Source organism: Thalassococcus halodurans (assembly GCF_900108225.1).
Lineage (GTDB): Bacteria > Pseudomonadota > Alphaproteobacteria > Rhodobacterales > Rhodobacteraceae > Thalassococcus > Thalassococcus halodurans.
In genome coordinates this window covers 733,475-750,391 of the sequence record NZ_FNUZ01000001.1, presented here as the reverse complement: position 1 = coordinate 750,391, position 16,917 = coordinate 733,475, and the positions used below count along the sequence as shown (strand labels likewise).

The window sequence follows — 16,917 nt, the reverse complement described above, 5'->3', positions numbered from 1 at the left end:
GGAATGGCTAAACTGAAGTGGGGCATGATTGGCGGCGGCGAAGGCAGCCAGATCGGACCTGCGCACCGGTTGGGTGCTTTGGCGGACGGGCGGTTTGAATTTGTGGCCGGTGCTCTGGATCACCGTCCTGACGTGGGCCGCGAATATGCCCAACGCCTCGGGCTGGCGGCGGATCGCGCCTATGGGGACTGGCAGGAAATGCTGGCAGGCGAAAAAGATCGGTCCGACCGGATCAATCTGGTCACCGTCGCGACACCGAACTCGACCCATTTCGAGATTACCAAGGCCTTCCTTGAGGCTGGCTTTAACGTGCTCTGCGAAAAGCCGATGACCATGACCGTCGAGGAAGGCGAAGAAATCCAGAAGATCGCTGCGAAAAGCGATGCGATCTGTGCGGTGAATTACTGCTATTCCGCTTATCCGATGGTCCGGCAGGCGCGCGACATGGTGCGGCTGGGCGAAATCGGTAAGGTGCGTCTGGTGGTGACAAACTTCAGCCACGGGCATCATGGCGACGCCACAGATGCGGACAACCCGCGCGTTCGCTGGCGCTATGATCCGGCGATGGCCGGTGTGTCGGGCCAGTTCGCCGATTGCGGCATCCACGCGTTGCACATGGCCAGCTTTATCGTCGGGGACGAGGTGGAAACCCTGTCAGCCGACTTTGCCTCGACGATCCCCAGCCGTGAATTGGAAGATGACGCGATGGTCAACTTCCGCATGTCTGGCGGCACGGTCGGGCGGCTTTGGACATCTTCGGTGGCCATCGGGCGACAGCACGGGTTCGAAATCCAGATATTCGGCGAAACGGGCGGCCTGCGCTGGGCGTCTGAACAGCCCAACCAGCTGATCTACACCCCCGTCGGCGGCCGCACACAGATCATCGAAAAGGGCGAAGGCGGCCTGCACCCCGACGCCCAACGCCTGTCACGCGTGGCGATCGCCCATCCCGAGGGCTTTCCCTTGGCCGTGGCCAACATCTACTGCGATCTAGCCGATGCGATTGCTGGGGAAACCCGCGATGGCCTGCCCACCGCCGAGGCCGGTCTGCGATCCATGGCGGCGGTGCATGCAGCGGTGCGATCTGCCAAAGAAAACGGAGCGTGGGTCGACGCAAGGCCGCCGATGTTCCGGTAGGACGAGGTCACGTATGCGCTATTGGCGCAATGGGCCGACGGCCGCATGATCGTCCGTGTGGGGCAACAGCTTTTCACAGGCAAGCCCATCGGCGCCTGATCTGAACAAACTATCTTCCAGATAGACAGAAGGGAGGACGACGGTCCTCCCTTTTTGTTTGGGGCGGCTGGTTAAGCGTTCGCTGTGTGGGACAGAATTGCCAATCATATTCTTTGTACGAATGGCGGCTAACAGGTTCTTTTCTATAATATTGTTTCGATTGCGAACCAAAGCAGGAGGGCCAAAACTATTAATACCCCACCAATGTATTTCATTACGTCGTACAAACTTGGTAACCGAATGTGCGCAGCATTGCCTCCGCACTTTGAACAGTTTTTAGAAGTTGGACTATGCCGACAAGCTTTGCACAGGCTAATCTTGGTTCTCAAATTTGCGCCCTCTAAAGTCTACCCAAAGTAATTCCCTAACCGTAAGCCGACCTTAGCTGGGTGGCAATGCATTGGTAGATTTGGGCTCTAATGTGACACTCGCTGCGACAATGCGAACTCAAAGCGTGGGAAACGTTGAGGCGGCAGTTTTTGCTCGCGTTGCCTGATTTGCCCCAAAAGCAAAAGGGCCGCCCTGAGGCGACCCTTTTTGTTTTTATATCAACCGGATCAGTCCAGTTTGCGTTCGATCTCTTCGCGCTCGAAGATTTCGATGACGTCGTCGGGACGGATATCGTCGTAGTTTTCGAACGCCATACCACATTCCTGACCGGACTGGACTTCGGCCACTTCGTCTTTGAAGCGCTTGAGGGTCTTGAGCGTGCCTTCGTGGATAACCACGTCGTCGCGCAGCAGGCGGACGCCTGCGGAACGGCGGGCAACGCCTTCTGTGACCAGACAGCCTGCAACCTTGCCAACGCCTGTGACCTTGAAGACCTCTTTGATCTTCGCATAGCCGATAAAGCGTTCGCGGACTTCTGCGGACAGCAGGCCGGATGCGGCTGCTTTCACGTCGTCCACGAGGTCATAGATGACGCTGTAGTAGCGGATCTCGACGCCCTTCTGGTTGGCGGTGTTGCGTGCGGATGCGTTGGCACGGACGTTGAAGCCCATGATCGGCGCACCGGATGCTTCGGCCAGGCCCACGTCGGTTTCCGTGATCGCGCCAACACCGTAGTGCAGAACGCGGACGCGAACCTCGTCGTTGCCGATCTTTTCCATCGCCTGAACGATGGCTTCCGCAGAGCCCTGCACGTCGGCTTTGACCAGGATGGGCAGTTCCGCCACGTTCTGATCGTCTTTCGCCTTCTGCATAAGCTGGTCAAGCGTTGTGGCGGCACCGGCAGCGGCGCGTTTGTCCTTGGCGACCTGAGCACGGTATTCCGCGATCTCGCGCGCCTGTGCTTCTGTAGAGGTCACGTTCAGAACGTCGCCCGCTTCGGGTGTGCCGTTCAGACCCAGAACCTCGACCGGAACGGACGGGCCTGCTTCTTTGACGCGCTCGCCGCGGTCGTTTTCCATCGCACGGACCTTACCCCACTGTTCGCCTACGACGAAGATATCGCCCTGACGCAGTGTGCCGTTCTGAACCAGAACCGTAGCAACGGGGCCGCGACCTACGTCCAGTTTGGCTTCGATCACAGCCGCTTGGGCAGGGCGATCGGGGTTGGCTTTGAGTTCAAGGATTTCCGCCTGAAGCGCGATGGCTTCGAGCAGTTCGTCCAGACCCTGACCGGTGTGCGCGGAAACCTCGACGTCTTGGACGTCACCGGACATCTGTTCCACAACAACTTCGTGCTGCAGCAGGTCGGTGCGCACCTTGGTCGGGTTCGCGGCGGGTTTGTCGATTTTGTTGATCGCAACGATCATCGGAACGCCAGCCGCTTTTGCGTGGCTGATCGCTTCGACGGTTTGCGGCATGACGGCGTCGTCGGCAGCAACCACCAGAACAACGATGTCCGTGACCTGGGCACCGCGCGAACGCATCGAGGTAAAGGCCGCGTGGCCGGGTGTGTCGAGGAACGACAGAACCGCGCCAGAGTCGGTTGTGACCTGATACGCACCGATGTGCTGCGTGATGCCGCCGGCTTCGCCAGTGACAACCTTGGTGTTGCGGATCGCGTCCAGCAGCGATGTTTTGCCGTGGTCGACGTGGCCCATGATGGTCACGACCGGCGGACGCGGCTTCAGATCGTCTTCGCTGTCTTCGACCTGTTCGATGACCTGTTCGACGTCCGCGTCGGAAACGCGGGTTACCTTGTGGCCGAACTCTTCGATGATCAGTTCCGCTGTATCGGCGTCGATCGTCTGGTTCTGTGTCGCCATCACACCCATCTGCATGAGCGATTTGACAACGTCTGCCACGCGCTCGGCCATACGGTTGGCCAGTTCGGCAACCGTGATTGCCTCGGGCAGCTGAACGTCACGCGTGACCTTTTCACGGACAGCGTTGCCACCCATCGCTTTCTGACGGGCGCGTTCCTGTTTCCGCTTCATCGCGGCCATGGATTTCTGACGGCCACCTTCACCAGACAGCGCCTGGTTGAGAGTCAGCTTGCCAGCACGGCGACCACCGTCGTCGCGACCACGGGTCGAACGGCCACGCTCTTCGCGTTCACGCTCGGCTTTGCGCGGCGCTGCGGGTGCCGGTTTTGCACCTGCGCCTGTGCGGGCAGGGGCACCGGCTTTGTCGGCAGGCGCGGCTTTGGGCGCGGCGGCTGCGGCAGGCTTGGCTGCTGCAGCGCGCTCGGCTTTCTTGGCCTCTTCTGCGGCGATGCGTGCGCGTTCTTCTTCTTCGGCCTTGGCGCGTGCGCGCTCTTCGGCTTCACGCTGTTCGCGCTCTTTCTGTTCTTTCTCGGCGCGCAGGCGGTTGCGCTCTTCTTCGCGGGCCTTTTCTTCGGCTTCGCGCTGAGCGGCTTCTTCGACTTCGCGGGCTTTCGCAGCCTGCAGCGCCTTCAGGCGCCGTTCCATTTCCGCTTCGGAAATGCCACCGGGACGTCGTGCATTCGCTGCAGCGGCTGCTGCTGCGTTGCTGCCCGAGCCAGTACCTTTGCCAGCCGCGCCTGCACCCGCTTTGGGCACCACAACGCGCTTGCGTTTGGTTTCCACCACGACGTTCTTGGTCCGGCCATGGCTAAAGCTTTGCTTGACGTTCCCCGAACGGGGCCCGCCGCCACGTACACCCAAAGTCTTTTTACCGTCGTTATCGCTCATGAAGCTCTCTTATCCTTCCCGGCAGCCCCTGCCGCCGTCTTTGCATCGGACGTTCCGACGCGTAGGCCCTTCAAACGTTGGGCATCCTCTACAACACGTTTCGTGAGTCCGCCAGCGCCAAGCGCGGCATGTATCACAGTTTCCCGACCAAAGGCCATGCCCAGCTCGTCCGAGGTGAGCCAACCGATGTAACTGCCGTAGTGCGGGGTACTTAGTTTGCTCTTCCCCCGAGAAGATCCGTCGGAGGACTGAATCAGTACCTCGGCCTCTTCTTTTTGCAGCCAGTCTTTGACCTTTTCGTAGCCCGCAACGGCATTGCCTGATTTGCGGGCCAGGCTGATCAGTTCGACAACGCGGCGGGCCAGCATGGGTTCCAGCATATCCACCAGATCGTCGGGCGCTTTCACGGGCTGTTTGGCGGCCCGAGAAAACAGGTTTTTCTTAACGGCCTTTTCCAACGCCGCGCGATCAGACGCAACATAAAAGCCCCGACCGGGCAATTTGCCCGCCAGATCAGGAACGATCTGGCCGTCTGGTCCCGCAACGAAACGGATCAACCCGTACTTCGGCTGAGCCTCGCCTGTGGCGATGCATTTCCGTTCGGGACCGTCAGAACGGTCTTTATGTGCTCCACCGCGTGTCACGTGGGTTTACGCCTCGTCTTCCGAAGCTTCGACCGCATCTTCGTCGATCTCGTCTTCGTTGCCTTGTTCCAGTTCTTCCGGATCAACCCAACCCAGCAGAACGCGGGCGGTCATGACCATGGACTGTGCCTCTTCCAGAGAGACGTCGAACTTTTCCAGAATGCCGTCATCCTTAACGCGCTGACCGTTGTCGGTGGTCCAGCCACCTGCCAGTTCCCAGTCGGCGCATGTGGCAAAGTCTTCCAGCGTTTTCACGCCGTCTTCTGCCAGTGCTTCCAACATTTGGGGTGTCAGGCCTTCGAATTCAATAAGGCTGTCGTCGGCACCCAGTTCACGGGCATGTGCCAGTGCGCGCTGTGCCTGCTCTTCCAGAACGTCGCGGGCACGGGCCTGCAGTTCTGTTGCCGTGTCGTCGTCCACACCGTCGATGACGGTAAGTTCTTCGATCTCGACATAAGCCACTTCTTCGAGGTTGGTGAAGCCTTCGGACACCAGTAGCTGGGCGAAGAATTCGTCCACGTCCAGCGCGGCCTGGAACAGCTTGGTGCGCTCTTCGAATTCGGCCTGACGACGCTTGGATTCTTCTTCTTCGGTCATGATGTCGATATCGAGACCGGTCAGCTGCGATGCCAGACGCACGTTCTGACCGCGGCGGCCGATGGCCAGCGACAGCTGTTCGTCGGGAACAACAACTTCGATACGCTCGGCATCTTCATCCAGAACAACCTTGGACACTTCTGCGGGCTGCAGTGCGTTCACAAGGAATGTCGGAACGTCTTCGTTCCACGGAATGATGTCGATCTTTTCGCCCTGCAGTTCGTTTACAACGGCCTGAACACGGCTACCGCGCATACCCACACAGGCACCGACCGGATCGATCGAGTTGTCGTAGGAAATAACGGCGATCTTGGCGCGCGAACCTGGGTCACGGGCAACGGCTTTGATCTCGATGATGCCGTCGTAGATTTCCGGCACTTCCATCTTGAAGAGCTCGGCCATGAATTCGGGCGCTGTACGCGACAGGAAGATCTGCGGGCCACGCGCTTCGCGGCGCACGTCCTTGATGTAGCAGCGGATACGGTCGTTCGGGCGATAGCTTTCGCGGCCGATCTTTTCGTTGCGGCGCAGGATACCTTCGCCACGACCCACGTCGACGATGACGTTGCCGTATTCTTCGCGCTTGACCACACCGTTGATGATGGTGCCTGCGCGGTCTTTGAATTCTTCGTACTGACGGTCACGTTCGGCTTCGCGCACCTTCTGCAGGATGACCTGCTTGGCGGATTGCGCGGCGATACGGCCCATATCGACCGGCGGGACCTCTTCTACGAACTGGTCGCCCACGGCAGGGTTTGCCATGTACTGCTTGGCCTGCTCGACGGTCATTTCCGCCTGATAGTTTTCCAGCTCTTCGTCTTCGACGACGGTGCGGACGCGTGTGAATGTGGCGCGACCTGTCTTGCGGTCGATGGACACGCGGATGTCCATTTCCGAGCCGTAGCGCGACTTGGCAGCCCGCGCGAGGCTTTCTTCCATCGCTTCGACGACCAGCGCAGGGTCGATCATCTTTTCGCGTGCAACCGCTTCGGCGGTCTGCAAAAGCTCAAGCTGGTTGGCAGAGGTAATGGCCATTGGGTCTTACTCCTCGTTCTGGCCGTCGTCGGCCACGATGTCATCAAACTCGGTTTCGTCAAAGCCCTGCGCCTTGCGGGCTTTCAGCATTTCTTTGATCAGGTCGTCGGTCAGAACCAGCTTGGCATCAGCCAGCCAGTCGAACTGAAGGCCGACAGTGCCTTCTGTAATATTGATCAGAACTTCGCCGTCCTCGACGCCAGCTAGAACGCCCTTAAAGCGTTTGCGGCCGTCGATCAGTTCCTGTGTCTCAAGCTTTGCCTCGTAGCCTTCGAATGTTTCGAAGTCCTTGATGCGCGTCAGCGGGCGGTCGATGCCGGGGGACGATACTTCAAGGGTATAGGCGTCGATAATCGGGTCTTCTACGTCCAGAACCGCAGACACAGCCGTGGAAATCTGCGCGCATTCATCCACTTCGATGCCGCCTTCGGGGCGTTCGGCCATGATTTGCAGCAGGGGCGTGTTGCCGCCTTGCAGGCGAATACGCACCAGTTCGAATCCCATGTCTTCGATGACAGGGCCCACGATGCTGGCCAGCCGCTGGTCCATGGACGTTTTGGCAATCAGGTCGCTCATTAAGCTTCCGGTATCCTTATTCTAACGGGCCTGACGTTCAGGCACAAAAAAACGGGCGCGCGGCCCGTCGATGTTTCCCGGTGGAGCTTCGACCGAGGCCGACGCGCCGCTGTTGGGGGTCGTATACGCAAGCTTGGGTGAGTCTGCAAGCCTGCTGTGCAAGGCCGCCAATTCTCAGGCGACGGGTATTGCGGCGGCCGTGTTTCGCGCGGTGTCCGAGGTCATGCCAATCAGGGTCTGGCAAACGGTCTGCGGATCGTAACGTTCCGCATTTGAGGATGCCAGCGGCAGGCGGTGGCAGGCGATCCCGAAGCGTTCGGCAACGGCGTCGCAGTCCTGTTGGGGGACGCTTAGATCGCACAGGATATCGGTGATGAACTGGCGGGCCGAAAGCGTGTCGAGGGTGTCGGACATCATCGGCGCCAAAAGGGCGGTGATCTGATCGCTCAGCGTCATGCCCAGGGCCTCTGGGTCATGTCCGAGGTTCGGCATATAGACCTTGCGCGCACCGCTTTGCGCCACGGCGCGTCCGACGCCGGCAGGCAGCAGGTTCGCAATAACGCTGGAATAAAGCGAACCGGGCGGGAAACAGATGGCATCGGCGTTGGCGATCAGGGTCTGGTTTTCAGCATTCAGGGCAACGCTGGCGGGCAGCACCTCTTGCGCGCCGTCGGTGATGAACAGCCGTCGGATCGGGGCGCTGATCGGGGTGGTTGTTTTGCCGGTGAAATGACGTTGCCCGAATACCAGTTGACCATCCGCCAGCGCCACGCCCAGATGCAGATTGACGTCCGCAATCGGGCGCACCCGCCCTTGGATATCCACCAGTCGCGCCATCTGTTCGATCGCCGGTGCCAACTGCCGTCCGCAGCGGAAATAGGCGCCGGTCAAAATCAGGTTGCCGACACTTGCCCCGCGGTAGTCGAAATCGTCAGGCGCAATGTGCAGGAAGTCATGCAGCAGTCCCAAGACCTCGGATTGGATGGGGCCCTGGATATCTTGCATCAACGGGTGCGAGGCATCGACGAATGAACGAAGCTCTGCCTGCAGTGCTGTCTTGGTCGCATCCGCAGAAAGGCGATGTTTGAACAGATAAAAGATGGCCCGTTGATGCGGCGTGTCCTCGTTCGCGAGGGCCATCAGACGACTGCGCAGGTCACCCACAGCGGGCATGTCGAAGGCCGCGCGCAGCACTTGGGAACTGCCGCCATTGTCGAAGGGCGTTATCAGATGGGCGCTGTTGTGCGTATAGCGTTTCAATTGCCGTGCAATGCCGTTCAACGCGGTGCCGCCGCTGAAAAACAGAATGCGCGCGCCATCCTCTGGCGGGATCGTCGCGGCGGGCATCAGGGAAGAAAAGGGCGCGTCGGGCAATGTGAAATCATTTCAGAAAAATGGCCGCCACCAGAGGGATAGGATAGGTGGCGGCCGGTGTCCGGTTGGGGATAGGGCCGTGCATTGACGAAAACGGGTTCGCAAGTTTGGCTAACCGGGTTCAGTAAGGTCATAAGAAAACAAAACCACGGAATATGTCAGGGGGAAAGCACGCGCCTTTTTGCCCGTAAATCCTGAGCGTGAAATTGCTGCAGAATTTGGGTTACCCCTACATTTTCAGTGATTTGAGCTGATCACAACAAATTTCAGATCAGTTGCTTAATGCCCTGCACGTGATCGATTTTTGCTGCCAGCACATCGGCGGTCAACTCATCCACAGTTGTCATCAGCTCTTCGGGCTCGACGATCTTGTCGATCAACCCCCAAACCTGCGCCTCTTGCGCGGTGATTTTCTGGCCCGCCATCAGGATCATCTTGGCCCGCGACGGCCCCGCAATTGCGGCCAGCCGTTTCGGGTCAGACGGTTGCGGCAGGAAACCCAGCTTCATCACCGGATAGAACACCTTGGTTCCGGGCGTGGCGATGCGCAGGTCACAGGCCAGCACCATCCCCATCGCGCCGCCCGCCACCGTACCATTCAGCGCGGCGATGGTCAGGCCGGGCAGGGCGGCAATGGCCCCCGACAGGCGTTCCCACAGGGGCGACACAGCAAGGCCGGCCTTGGCCGCATCCAGATCGGCGCCGGCGGAAAACACCTTGCCCGCGCCTGTCAGGATAAAGGCATGTTTGTCGGTCGCACCTTCGGCCGCAATGGCCAGCTGTTCCAGCATTTCGGCGGTTAGTGAATTGGCCTTATCCTGACGGTCGATGGTGACGATGCGCAGGTCGCCTTTGTCTTCTACGGTGATCATGCAACGCCAACCTTTTTGCGAATATCCGGATCGCGCAAAGATACCTCATCGCCCAGGAATGTGTCTGCGTCAGAGCCGCACATCCACACCAATGTCTTGGCCACCCATTCCGGCGGAATATGATCGGACCAGTCCAACTGGCTGACGGGGTTGATGCCCGAGGCTTTGATTTCCTTCTGCATCTGGGTGGCGACCGTGCCGGGCGACAGAGAAATCGCGCGGATGTTTTTGTCGCCGTATTCCTTGTTGGCCATGCGGGTCAGCATCAGTGCGCCTGCCTTGGACGAACAGTAATGCGACCAGCCTTCGACCGGGCCATGGGCCGCGCCAGACCCGATGGTCAGGATCGTACCGCCACCGTGTTCCAGCATCACCGGCAGCGCCGCGCGCATGCCGTGAAAGACGCCTTTAAGGTTGATGTCGATGACCTGACCCCACGCATCAGGATCGGCCTCGGCCAGATGCGAGACCGGTTCGATCACGCCTGCGTTGTTGATCAGAACGTCCAGACGACCGAATGCCTTGATGCAGTTTTCGATGGCTTGCTCGACCTGCCAGTAGCGCGAGATATCGCAGGGAATCGCAACGGCGTCTTCGCCGATTTCACCTGCCAGATCAGCGATTTGGTCCGCGCCACGCGCAACCAAGGCCACTTTTGCACCGGCATCGGCGAATTCCCGCGCGGCGGCTGCGCCGATTCCGCGGCTGGCACCCGTGATCAGAACCACTTTTCCCGTCAAATCCATGCCAACTCCTTTCAGTTATGAATGAAATAGGTATCTAGCCGATATCTTGCGGTCTAGCCCCTTGACCCCCAGCGTCCGGCGGTTGACCCTAAAGCTATTCGTTTGTCGCTTTTCGGAAAGGATCCACCATGCGTTATGACCAGCGTTTCAGCCAATTTATGATCTGCGGTCTGGCGGCTGCATCATTCTCTGTACCTGCGGTGTCCTTTGCGGATGTCACCCCGGAAGACGTTTGGGCAGACATGAGTAAATACTACGAAGCCTATGGTTACCAGATGGCGGGGGATCAAACCCGCGTGGGTGACACGCTTGTTATCGACAACATGGTTCTGTCGATGGCCTTCCCCGAAGAAGAAGGCAGCTTCAGCTTTTCTGCCGATAAGGTCGTTCTGACCGATCTGGGCGATGGCACGGTTAGCATGGCTTTTCCCGACTCGATGCCGATCAGCGTGCAGGTCAAACCGGCAGACGAGCCGCCGGTCGATATCGCCTTGGATTACCGTCTGAATGACGTGTCCATCATCGCATCCGGCGCACCCAATGACATGCTGTATACGTTCGAAGGTGCAGGCATTGCGATCGAGCTGACCGATCTGGCGATCAACGGCGTCTCGATCGGGAACAACGTGGCGTATTTCCTGTTGAATATGGACGGCGTGTCCGGCACCGCGACGACAGTGTCCGAGGAAGGCTTTAACAAGCTTGCGGAAAGCATCGTTGCGGAAAACATCACCTACAAGATGAATTTCGCCGATCCCGAAACCGGTGATACCGGCGCGTTCAGCGGGTCGATGACGGATACAAGCGTCAAACTGTCTTCTGACATGCCTGAAGGCGTTGACCCTAACGATATGCAGGCCAGCCTTAATGCAGGCATGAGCGGCGGCATCTTGATGGATTTCGCGTCCAGCACGATGATCGGGACATTCACGTCGAAAACCGAAGGCGACGGTACATTCAATACTTCGTCGGCCGGTGGTCACTATGAATTGTCCGTGTCCAACAAAGGCATGGTGATCGAGGGAAAAGCGGCTGAAACCAAAACGGAGTTGATGACGGCAGACGTTCCTATGCCGCTGTCCTATTCGGTCGGCAATTCGGCCTTCGCCCTGAAGATGCCTATTGTCGCCTCTGAGGAAGAGCAGATGTTCAACTTGGGTCTGACGCTGGCCGATCTGGAAATGTCCGAGATGATCTGGGCCATGTTCGATCCGCAGGCCGCCCTGCCGCGCGATCCGATGACGCTTGATCTGGGTGTCAGCGGCTATGTCATGTCCGAGCTGGATTTCTTTGATGTCGAGGCGATGGCAGCGCTGGAAAACACCAACGAGGCGCCCGGTGAAATTCGGTCGCTTTCGCTGGATCGTTTGCGTGTGAATGTGCTGGGGGCCGAGCTGACGGGCGAGGGTGGCTTCACCTTCGACAATTCGGATATGGAAACCTTTGATGGCGTGCCGCGCCCCGAAGGCCGGATCGCGCTGGGCCTGACCGGTGCGAACGCTGTGCTGGATAAGCTGGGTGAACTTGGTTTTATCAGCCCCGACGACCTTATGGGCGCGCGCATGATGCTGGGGATGTTCACAATTCCGGCGGGTGATGACAGCGTGACCACAACGGTTGAGATCAACGAACAGGGCCACGTCATCGCGAACGGCCAGCGCATCCAGTAACGGAACGCCAAAACGAACAGTGAGCCGCCTTTTCAGGCGGCCCTTTTTTATGGGTTATTTGCGCAGGGCAGGCAGGCCCACACCTGTGGATTCAAAGCCGCCGTCAGCAGCCACAATCTGGCCTGTGACATAAGATGCCTTGTCCGAACACAGGAAGACGATCACTTCGGCGATTTCCTGTTCGCTGCCGTAGCGGTTCAAGGGGATCGCGTCGTGATAGGCGTCGATGATGTCCTGGCTGTGCACAGCCATCGCCAGCTTGGTCCGCACAGGGCCCGGACAGACACAGTTGGCACGGATGCCATATTCGCCCAATTCCGCCGCCTGCTGTTTGGTCAGCTGGATCACGGCGGCTTTGGACGTGCCATAGGCCACCCGCAGCGTTGACGCCCGCAGACCCGAGATCGACGCGATGTTCAGCAGCGCCCCTTTGGTTATTTTCAATGCAGGGATCAGCGCCTGAGATACCAGAAACACGCCGTCCAGATTGGTTTCCATCACGCGCCGCCAGCGGGCGAAATCGGTTTCCTCGATAGGCCCGAAATCGGCCACACCTGCGTTGTTCACAACCGCATCGATGCGCCCGTTGATCGCCACCGCTTCGGCAGCCATGTCGTCAACGGCCTGCGGATCAGACACGTCGCAGACGATTGCTGTGGCGTTGTCCAGTGCCGCAGCTTCGCTTTGCAGAACCTCGGCATCGCGGTCGACCATGACAACCGACCAGCCCGCCTCGAGAAACAGTTTTGTTGTTGCCAGACCAATCCCACGGGCCGCGCCCGTCACCAGAGCGGTTTTCTGTTCCATAGTATCCCTCATTCATCCCTGCGCGGGACCGTCGCCTGTCGCGTTGAAAAAGAAAAGGCCTTTGCCGCAAGCGAACGCAAACTGACGGTGCGGAAGTTCGCTTAAATGCGAAAATGCAGCAGAAAACGTCGATTTTGATGCGTTGCCGCGCTTGAACGACACCTACTTTGGTGTCACCTTCGCGCATCTATAAAAACGAGGAAAAGATGCAGGACCAACAAGCCACCCTACAAATTGAAACGCCTGATGTCGCAGCGCCCGAGCTGTTTGACGATGCCAAGGCGGCGGTGGATCGGTTGGTCGAGCTGTATCAGGCGGGCGTTGGCTATCTGGTCGATGCCTTTTCCAAGGCGATGGTAAGCGGCCATCCCGGTGTCCGGTACCGCGCCTATTATCCCGAAATCCGCATCGCGACGACGACCTTCGCCAGCGTCGACAGCCGTCTCAGCTTTGGCCACGTCTCGCAACCGGGTGTGCATGCGACGTCGGTGACGCGCCCTGATCTGTTCCGCAATTATCTGGAGCAGCAGATCGAGCTTTTGGTGAAAAACCACGGCGTGCCTGTGCAAATCGGCCTGTCTGATACGCCGATCCCCGTGCACTTTGCCGTCGCGGCCTATTCCGACATGGCGGTGCCGCAGGAAGGGGCGTCTGATTTCACCCTGCGCGACGTGTTTGATGTTCCGGACCTGAACACCACAAACGATGACATCGTGAACGGTTTGGCCAAGCCGGCCGCCGATGGTGCTGCGGCCCTTGCGCCGTTTACCGCGCAGCGGGTGGATTATTCGCTGGCCCGTCTGGCGCATTACACCGCCACCGACCCCGAGCATTTCCAGAACCACGTTCTGTTCACCAACTACCAGTTCTACGTCAGCGAGTTCGAGGCCTTTGCACGCCGCATGCTGGCCGATCCGGACAGCGGTTACACAAGCTTTGTGTCGACCGGCAACGCGACGATCACCGATGCTGACGTCGAACTGCCGCCGTCGCCCAAGATGCCGCAAATGCCGACCTATCACCTGAAACGGGCGAATGGATCTGGGATCACACTGGTAAATATCGGGGTGGGGCCGTCGAACGCCAAAACGGCGACCGACCATATTGCCGTTCTGCGCCCGCACGCGTGGATCATGGTTGGCCACTGCGCCGGCCTGCGCAATTCGCAAAGCCTTGGGGATTTCGTGCTGGCCCACGCCTATCTGCGCGAAGACAAGGTGCTGGACGACGATCTGCCGGTTTGGGTGCCGATCCCGGCCTTGGCGGAAATCCAGACGTCGCTGGAAAAGGCTGTGGCCGAAGAAACCCAGCTTGAGGGCTATGAGCTGAAGCGCGTGATGCGGACCGGTACGGTGGCATCTGTCGACAACCGGAACTGGGAATTGCGCGACCAACAGGGGCCGGTGCAGCGCCTGAGCCAGTCGCGCGCCGTCGCTTTGGACATGGAAAGCGCTACAATTGCTGCGAACGGCTTCCGGTTCCGTGTGCCTTACGGGACGCTTCTATGTGTGTCCGATAAACCGCTTCACGGCGAACTGAAACTGCCCGGTATGGCGTCGGATTTCTATAAAACGCAGGTATCTCGGCACCTTATGATCGGGATTCGCGCGATGGAATTGCTGCGCGAAATGCCCTTGGCTCGCATCCACAGCCGGAAGTTGCGTAGCTTCGACGAAACAGCGTTCCTCTAAAGGGGTGAAAAAGGCAAAAAACCCCTTGTTTTTTGCGGTTACTGGCCTGCTAATCGTTGTGTCATACCGCAATATGCTGTTAATTACTGCGACACATGCCCTAGAGATTTGGGCCAAAAAGGAGACCTATAATGTCTAAGCCGATGACAAAGACCCAGCTGGTGGCGGCACTGGCCGAAAAAATGGGCAGTGACAAGAAAACTGCTGGCGCAGCTCTGGACGGTCTGACTGACCTGATCCACGAAACAGTCGCCGCAGGTGGCGCGCTGACCGTGCCTTCCGTTGGTAAGATTTATGTTCGCGAACGTCCTGAGCGTATGGTTCGCAACCCCGCAACTGGTGAACAGTTCAAAAAGGAAGCTGACAAGCAGGTTAAAGTAACCGTGCTGAAAGCTCTGAAAGACGCAGTGAACGGCTAAGTTCCCGTCTTTGGTAAGTAAGAAGCGCGTCGCATTTGCGGCGCGCTTTTTCGTTGGATGCTGCGCAGAAAAATGCTGCGTTATGCTGCAACAAAAAGCTGGCCCGCGATCGAGCTTTCGACACCCATTTTGAACTCCTCTACGATCTGTTGGATTGAAATCAATCCGAGTACCTTTGTCCCCGCAGTGACCGGCACGTGACGGATGTTGTTTTCAATCATTGTGACCGCCGTAATGCCCAACGTCATGTTCTTATCGACGGTGATTGGCGGGGTCGTCATGATCTGGGACACCGGCGTTGTCATCGGGTCCATATCCAAAGAACCCAGACAGCCATGAACGATATCGCGTTCGCAAACCACACCTGAAAGCTGCTTGTCCTGCATCACGGAAAGAGCGCTAATATTCTTCTTTTTCATAAGGTTGGCGGCATTCTGGACCGTGCAATCCGGTGCGATGGTATAATGGGGTTTGCCGTGGATGAGGTGCTTTACCTTCTTCTGCGCGACTGAGTGAAATGACATATCGGCTACCTTTTAATTTGGCTTCTTTCTGCCGCCGACTCCCCACGTGTCGCGACAGGTCCATAATATCTGGGACCTATCCGAAAGGGTAAGAATTGTCCTGAGAATGCTATGAAATATTAAGTCAAATTGAAAAAAATGCTGCGCAGCATTTCAATTTATGCTGCGCAGCATTTTGGCGATTATGCTGCAGGTTTCTGCGCAGAAAAATCTACGCGAAAACCCGTGTCAGGGCGCTGTCGACAGCCGTGATGATTTCGTCGATGTCGTCTTTGGTTGCGATCAGCGCAGGCGAGAAACACAGCGTGTTGTTGTAGCCCGGAACCGACCGGTTGGTCGCGCCGATGATCACACCTTGTGCCATGCAGTCTGCGGTCACGGCCATGACGCGCTTTTCATCCATCGGCGTTTTCGCGTCGCGGTCCGACACCAGTTCGGCCCCAAGGAACAGGCCCTTGCCACGTACATCGCCGATCACGGCGTGTTTGTCTTTCAGCGCGTGCAGTTGATCCATCATGTAGGCACCCATGTTGGTGGTGTTGTCCAACAGGCCTTCGTCTTCGATGATACGCATGTTTTCGATCGCGGCGGCGGGGCCAGCGGTGCAGCCGCCAAAGGTCGAGATATCGCGGAAGTAATCCAGAGGGTCAGCGGCGTCTTCTTTGAACATGTCAAAGACGCCTTCGGTGGTGACCAGGCAAGCGATTGCCGCATAGCCCGACGCCACGCCTTTGGCCATCGTGACCATGTCGGGCTGAACACCGTACTGCTGGTAGCCGAACCACTTGCCGGTCCGGCCGACACCGCAGACGACCTCGTCGATATGCAGCAGCACATCATATTTGCGGCAGATTTCCTGAACGCGGGGCCAATACCCTTCGGGCGGGGCGATCACGCCGCCACCTGCAGTGACCGGTTCAAGGCAAAGCGCACCCACGGTTTCGGGGCCTTCTCGCAGGATCACCTTTTCGATCTGGTCAGCGGCCCACTCTCCGTAGTGCTCGATCGGCGCGCCTTCCTGTTCGAAGGCGCGGTATTCAAGGCAGTGCGGCACGCGGACAAAGCCGGGCGCAAAGGGGCCGTATTGTGCGTTTCGTTCATCCTGACCGCCCGCCGACAGGCAGCCGATTGTGGTGCCGTGATAGTCGCGGTCGCGATAGAGGATCTTGTGCTTTTTGCCGCCATAGCGTTTCGCCGCGATTTGGCGGACCATTTTGAACGCTTTCTCGTTCGCCTCGGACCCCGAGTTGCAATAGTAGACACGCGACATGCCGGGCATCTTGTCGATCAGCTTTTCCGCAAAGATCGCACCGGGGACCGATCCCTTGGCACCGGCAAAGTAGTTCAGTTTGATCAGCTGGTCATAGACTGCCTTGGCGATGCTTTCGCGGCCATAGCCCACGTTCACTGTCCAGACCGCGCCGGACACCGCATCAAGGTGTTCCTTACCCTTCTGGTCCCAAACGCGCATGCCTTTGCCTTCGATGATGATCTGCGGATCAGTCGTCTCGTAGGGTTTGTGCTGGCTCAGGTGGTGCCAGACATGTTCGCGGTCAGCGGTGACGATATGCGAAATGTCGTTGGCGGAAAGCGTACCGTCCATGATCGGGCTCCGAAGTTTTGAC

The 16,917-nt window shown here is 58.5% G+C and carries 14 protein-coding genes; 4 read left to right on the top strand and 10 right to left on the bottom strand.

The window, feature by feature from the left end; genetic code table 11:
• Positions 1 to 3 precede the first annotated feature (3 nt).
• A complete protein-coding gene (locus C4S59_RS03690; RefSeq protein ID WP_103909096.1) occupies positions 4 to 1,137 on the top strand; it encodes a Gfo/Idh/MocA family protein in 1,134 nt (377 codons plus the stop codon).
• A 656-nt stretch (positions 1,138 to 1,793) separates the two neighbouring features.
• On the opposite strand, the gene infB is transcribed toward C4S59_RS03690, so the two are convergent.
• The 7 genes from infB to C4S59_RS03655 form a co-directional block, all read right to left on the bottom strand.
• Positions 1,794 to 4,337, bottom strand: a complete 2,544-nt coding sequence (gene infB, locus C4S59_RS03685) for a translation initiation factor IF-2 (protein WP_103909095.1) — start codon at positions 4,335 to 4,337, stop codon at positions 1,794 to 1,796.
• The gene (locus tag C4S59_RS03680) at positions 4,334 to 4,981 is read right to left on the bottom strand and encodes an RNA-binding protein (protein WP_103909094.1); all 648 of its coding nucleotides are present in this window, start codon (positions 4,979 to 4,981) and stop codon (positions 4,334 to 4,336) included. Before C4S59_RS03680 ends, infB begins: the two co-directional genes overlap by 4 nt.
• A 6-nt stretch (positions 4,982 to 4,987) precedes the next feature.
• Entirely contained in the window at positions 4,988 to 6,613 is a 1,626-nt protein-coding gene (gene nusA / locus C4S59_RS03675; protein WP_103909093.1) for a transcription termination factor NusA, read from the bottom strand.
• Positions 6,614 to 6,619: 6 nt separating this feature from the next.
• Positions 6,620 to 7,189 carry a ribosome maturation factor RimP gene (gene rimP / locus C4S59_RS03670; RefSeq protein ID WP_103909092.1) on the bottom strand — a complete coding sequence of 190 codons (570 nt, stop codon included), beginning with the start codon at positions 7,187 to 7,189 and terminating at the stop codon, positions 6,620 to 6,622.
• A gap of 174 nt (positions 7,190 to 7,363) precedes the next feature.
• Positions 7,364 to 8,563, bottom strand: coding sequence for a GAK system CofD-like protein (locus C4S59_RS03665; protein WP_103909091.1), 1,200 nt, complete (start codon positions 8,561 to 8,563; stop codon positions 7,364 to 7,366).
• A 266-nt stretch (positions 8,564 to 8,829) separates the two neighbouring features.
• A complete protein-coding gene (locus C4S59_RS03660) occupies positions 8,830 to 9,435 on the bottom strand; it encodes an enoyl-CoA hydratase/isomerase family protein (RefSeq protein ID WP_103909090.1) in 606 nt (201 codons plus the stop codon).
• The gene (locus tag C4S59_RS03655) at positions 9,432 to 10,181 is read right to left on the bottom strand and encodes an SDR family oxidoreductase (protein ID WP_103909089.1); all 750 of its coding nucleotides are present in this window, start codon (positions 10,179 to 10,181) and stop codon (positions 9,432 to 9,434) included. The genes C4S59_RS03660 and C4S59_RS03655 overlap by 4 nt, the downstream gene beginning before the upstream one ends.
• A gap of 128 nt (positions 10,182 to 10,309) precedes the next feature.
• Here C4S59_RS03655 and C4S59_RS03650 point away from each other — a divergent pair, with 128 nt between their 5' ends.
• Positions 10,310 to 11,851, top strand: coding sequence for a DUF2125 domain-containing protein (locus tag C4S59_RS03650; RefSeq protein WP_103909088.1), 1,542 nt, complete (start codon positions 10,310 to 10,312; stop codon positions 11,849 to 11,851).
• A 54-nt stretch (positions 11,852 to 11,905) separates the two neighbouring features.
• On the opposite strand, the gene C4S59_RS03645 is transcribed toward C4S59_RS03650, so the two are convergent.
• Positions 11,906 to 12,658 carry an SDR family NAD(P)-dependent oxidoreductase gene (locus C4S59_RS03645; RefSeq protein WP_103909087.1) on the bottom strand — a complete coding sequence of 251 codons (753 nt, stop codon included), beginning with the start codon at positions 12,656 to 12,658 and terminating at the stop codon, positions 11,906 to 11,908.
• A 206-nt stretch (positions 12,659 to 12,864) separates the two neighbouring features.
• Between C4S59_RS03645 and C4S59_RS03640 the strand changes: the two genes are divergently transcribed.
• Both C4S59_RS03640 and C4S59_RS03635 read left to right on the top strand, forming a co-directional pair.
• Positions 12,865 to 14,349: an AMP nucleosidase gene (locus tag C4S59_RS03640; protein ID WP_103909415.1), complete on the top strand. Its 1,485-nt coding sequence runs from the start codon at positions 12,865 to 12,867 to the stop codon at positions 14,347 to 14,349.
• A gap of 131 nt (positions 14,350 to 14,480) precedes the next feature.
• Positions 14,481 to 14,768 (top strand): HU family DNA-binding protein, encoded by a 288-nt coding sequence (locus C4S59_RS03635; RefSeq protein WP_103909086.1) that lies wholly within the window; start codon positions 14,481 to 14,483, stop codon positions 14,766 to 14,768.
• 80 nt (positions 14,769 to 14,848) lie between these two features.
• On the opposite strand, the gene C4S59_RS03630 is transcribed toward C4S59_RS03635, so the two are convergent.
• Positions 14,849 to 15,292 carry a CBS domain-containing protein gene (locus C4S59_RS03630; protein ID WP_103909085.1) on the bottom strand — a complete coding sequence of 148 codons (444 nt, stop codon included), beginning with the start codon at positions 15,290 to 15,292 and terminating at the stop codon, positions 14,849 to 14,851.
• 211 nt (positions 15,293 to 15,503) lie between these two features.
• Entirely contained in the window at positions 15,504 to 16,895 is a 1,392-nt protein-coding gene (locus tag C4S59_RS03625; RefSeq protein WP_103909084.1) for an aminotransferase family protein, read from the bottom strand.
• Between the last annotated feature and the right edge of the window lie 22 nt (positions 16,896 to 16,917).

Bases quoted from the DNA above. Each gene is read 5' to 3' on its own strand.
- C4S59_RS03690 (WP_103909096.1), top strand. From the start codon at position 4: ATGGCTAAACTGAAGTGGGGCATGATTGGCGGCGGCGAAGGCAGCCAG.
- infB (WP_103909095.1), bottom strand. From the start codon at position 4,337: ATGAGCGATAACGACGGTAAAAAGACTTTGGGTGTACGTGGCGGCGGG.
- nusA (WP_103909093.1), bottom strand. From the start codon at position 6,613: ATGGCCATTACCTCTGCCAACCAGCTTGAGCTTTTGCAGACCGCCGAA.
- rimP (WP_103909092.1), bottom strand. From the start codon at position 7,189: ATGAGCGACCTGATTGCCAAAACGTCCATGGACCAGCGGCTGGCCAGC.
- C4S59_RS03660 (WP_103909090.1), bottom strand. From the start codon at position 9,435: ATGATCACCGTAGAAGACAAAGGCGACCTGCGCATCGTCACCATCGAC.
- C4S59_RS03655 (WP_103909089.1), bottom strand. From the start codon at position 10,181: ATGGATTTGACGGGAAAAGTGGTTCTGATCACGGGTGCCAGCCGCGGA.
- C4S59_RS03650 (WP_103909088.1), top strand. From the start codon at position 10,310: ATGCGTTATGACCAGCGTTTCAGCCAATTTATGATCTGCGGTCTGGCG.
- C4S59_RS03645 (WP_103909087.1), bottom strand. From the start codon at position 12,658: ATGGAACAGAAAACCGCTCTGGTGACGGGCGCGGCCCGTGGGATTGGT.
- C4S59_RS03640 (WP_103909415.1), top strand. From the start codon at position 12,865: ATGCAGGACCAACAAGCCACCCTACAAATTGAAACGCCTGATGTCGCA.
- C4S59_RS03635 (WP_103909086.1), top strand. From the start codon at position 14,481: ATGTCTAAGCCGATGACAAAGACCCAGCTGGTGGCGGCACTGGCCGAA.
- C4S59_RS03630 (WP_103909085.1), bottom strand. From the start codon at position 15,292: ATGTCATTTCACTCAGTCGCGCAGAAGAAGGTAAAGCACCTCATCCAC.
- C4S59_RS03625 (WP_103909084.1), bottom strand. From the start codon at position 16,895: ATGGACGGTACGCTTTCCGCCAACGACATTTCGCATATCGTCACCGCT.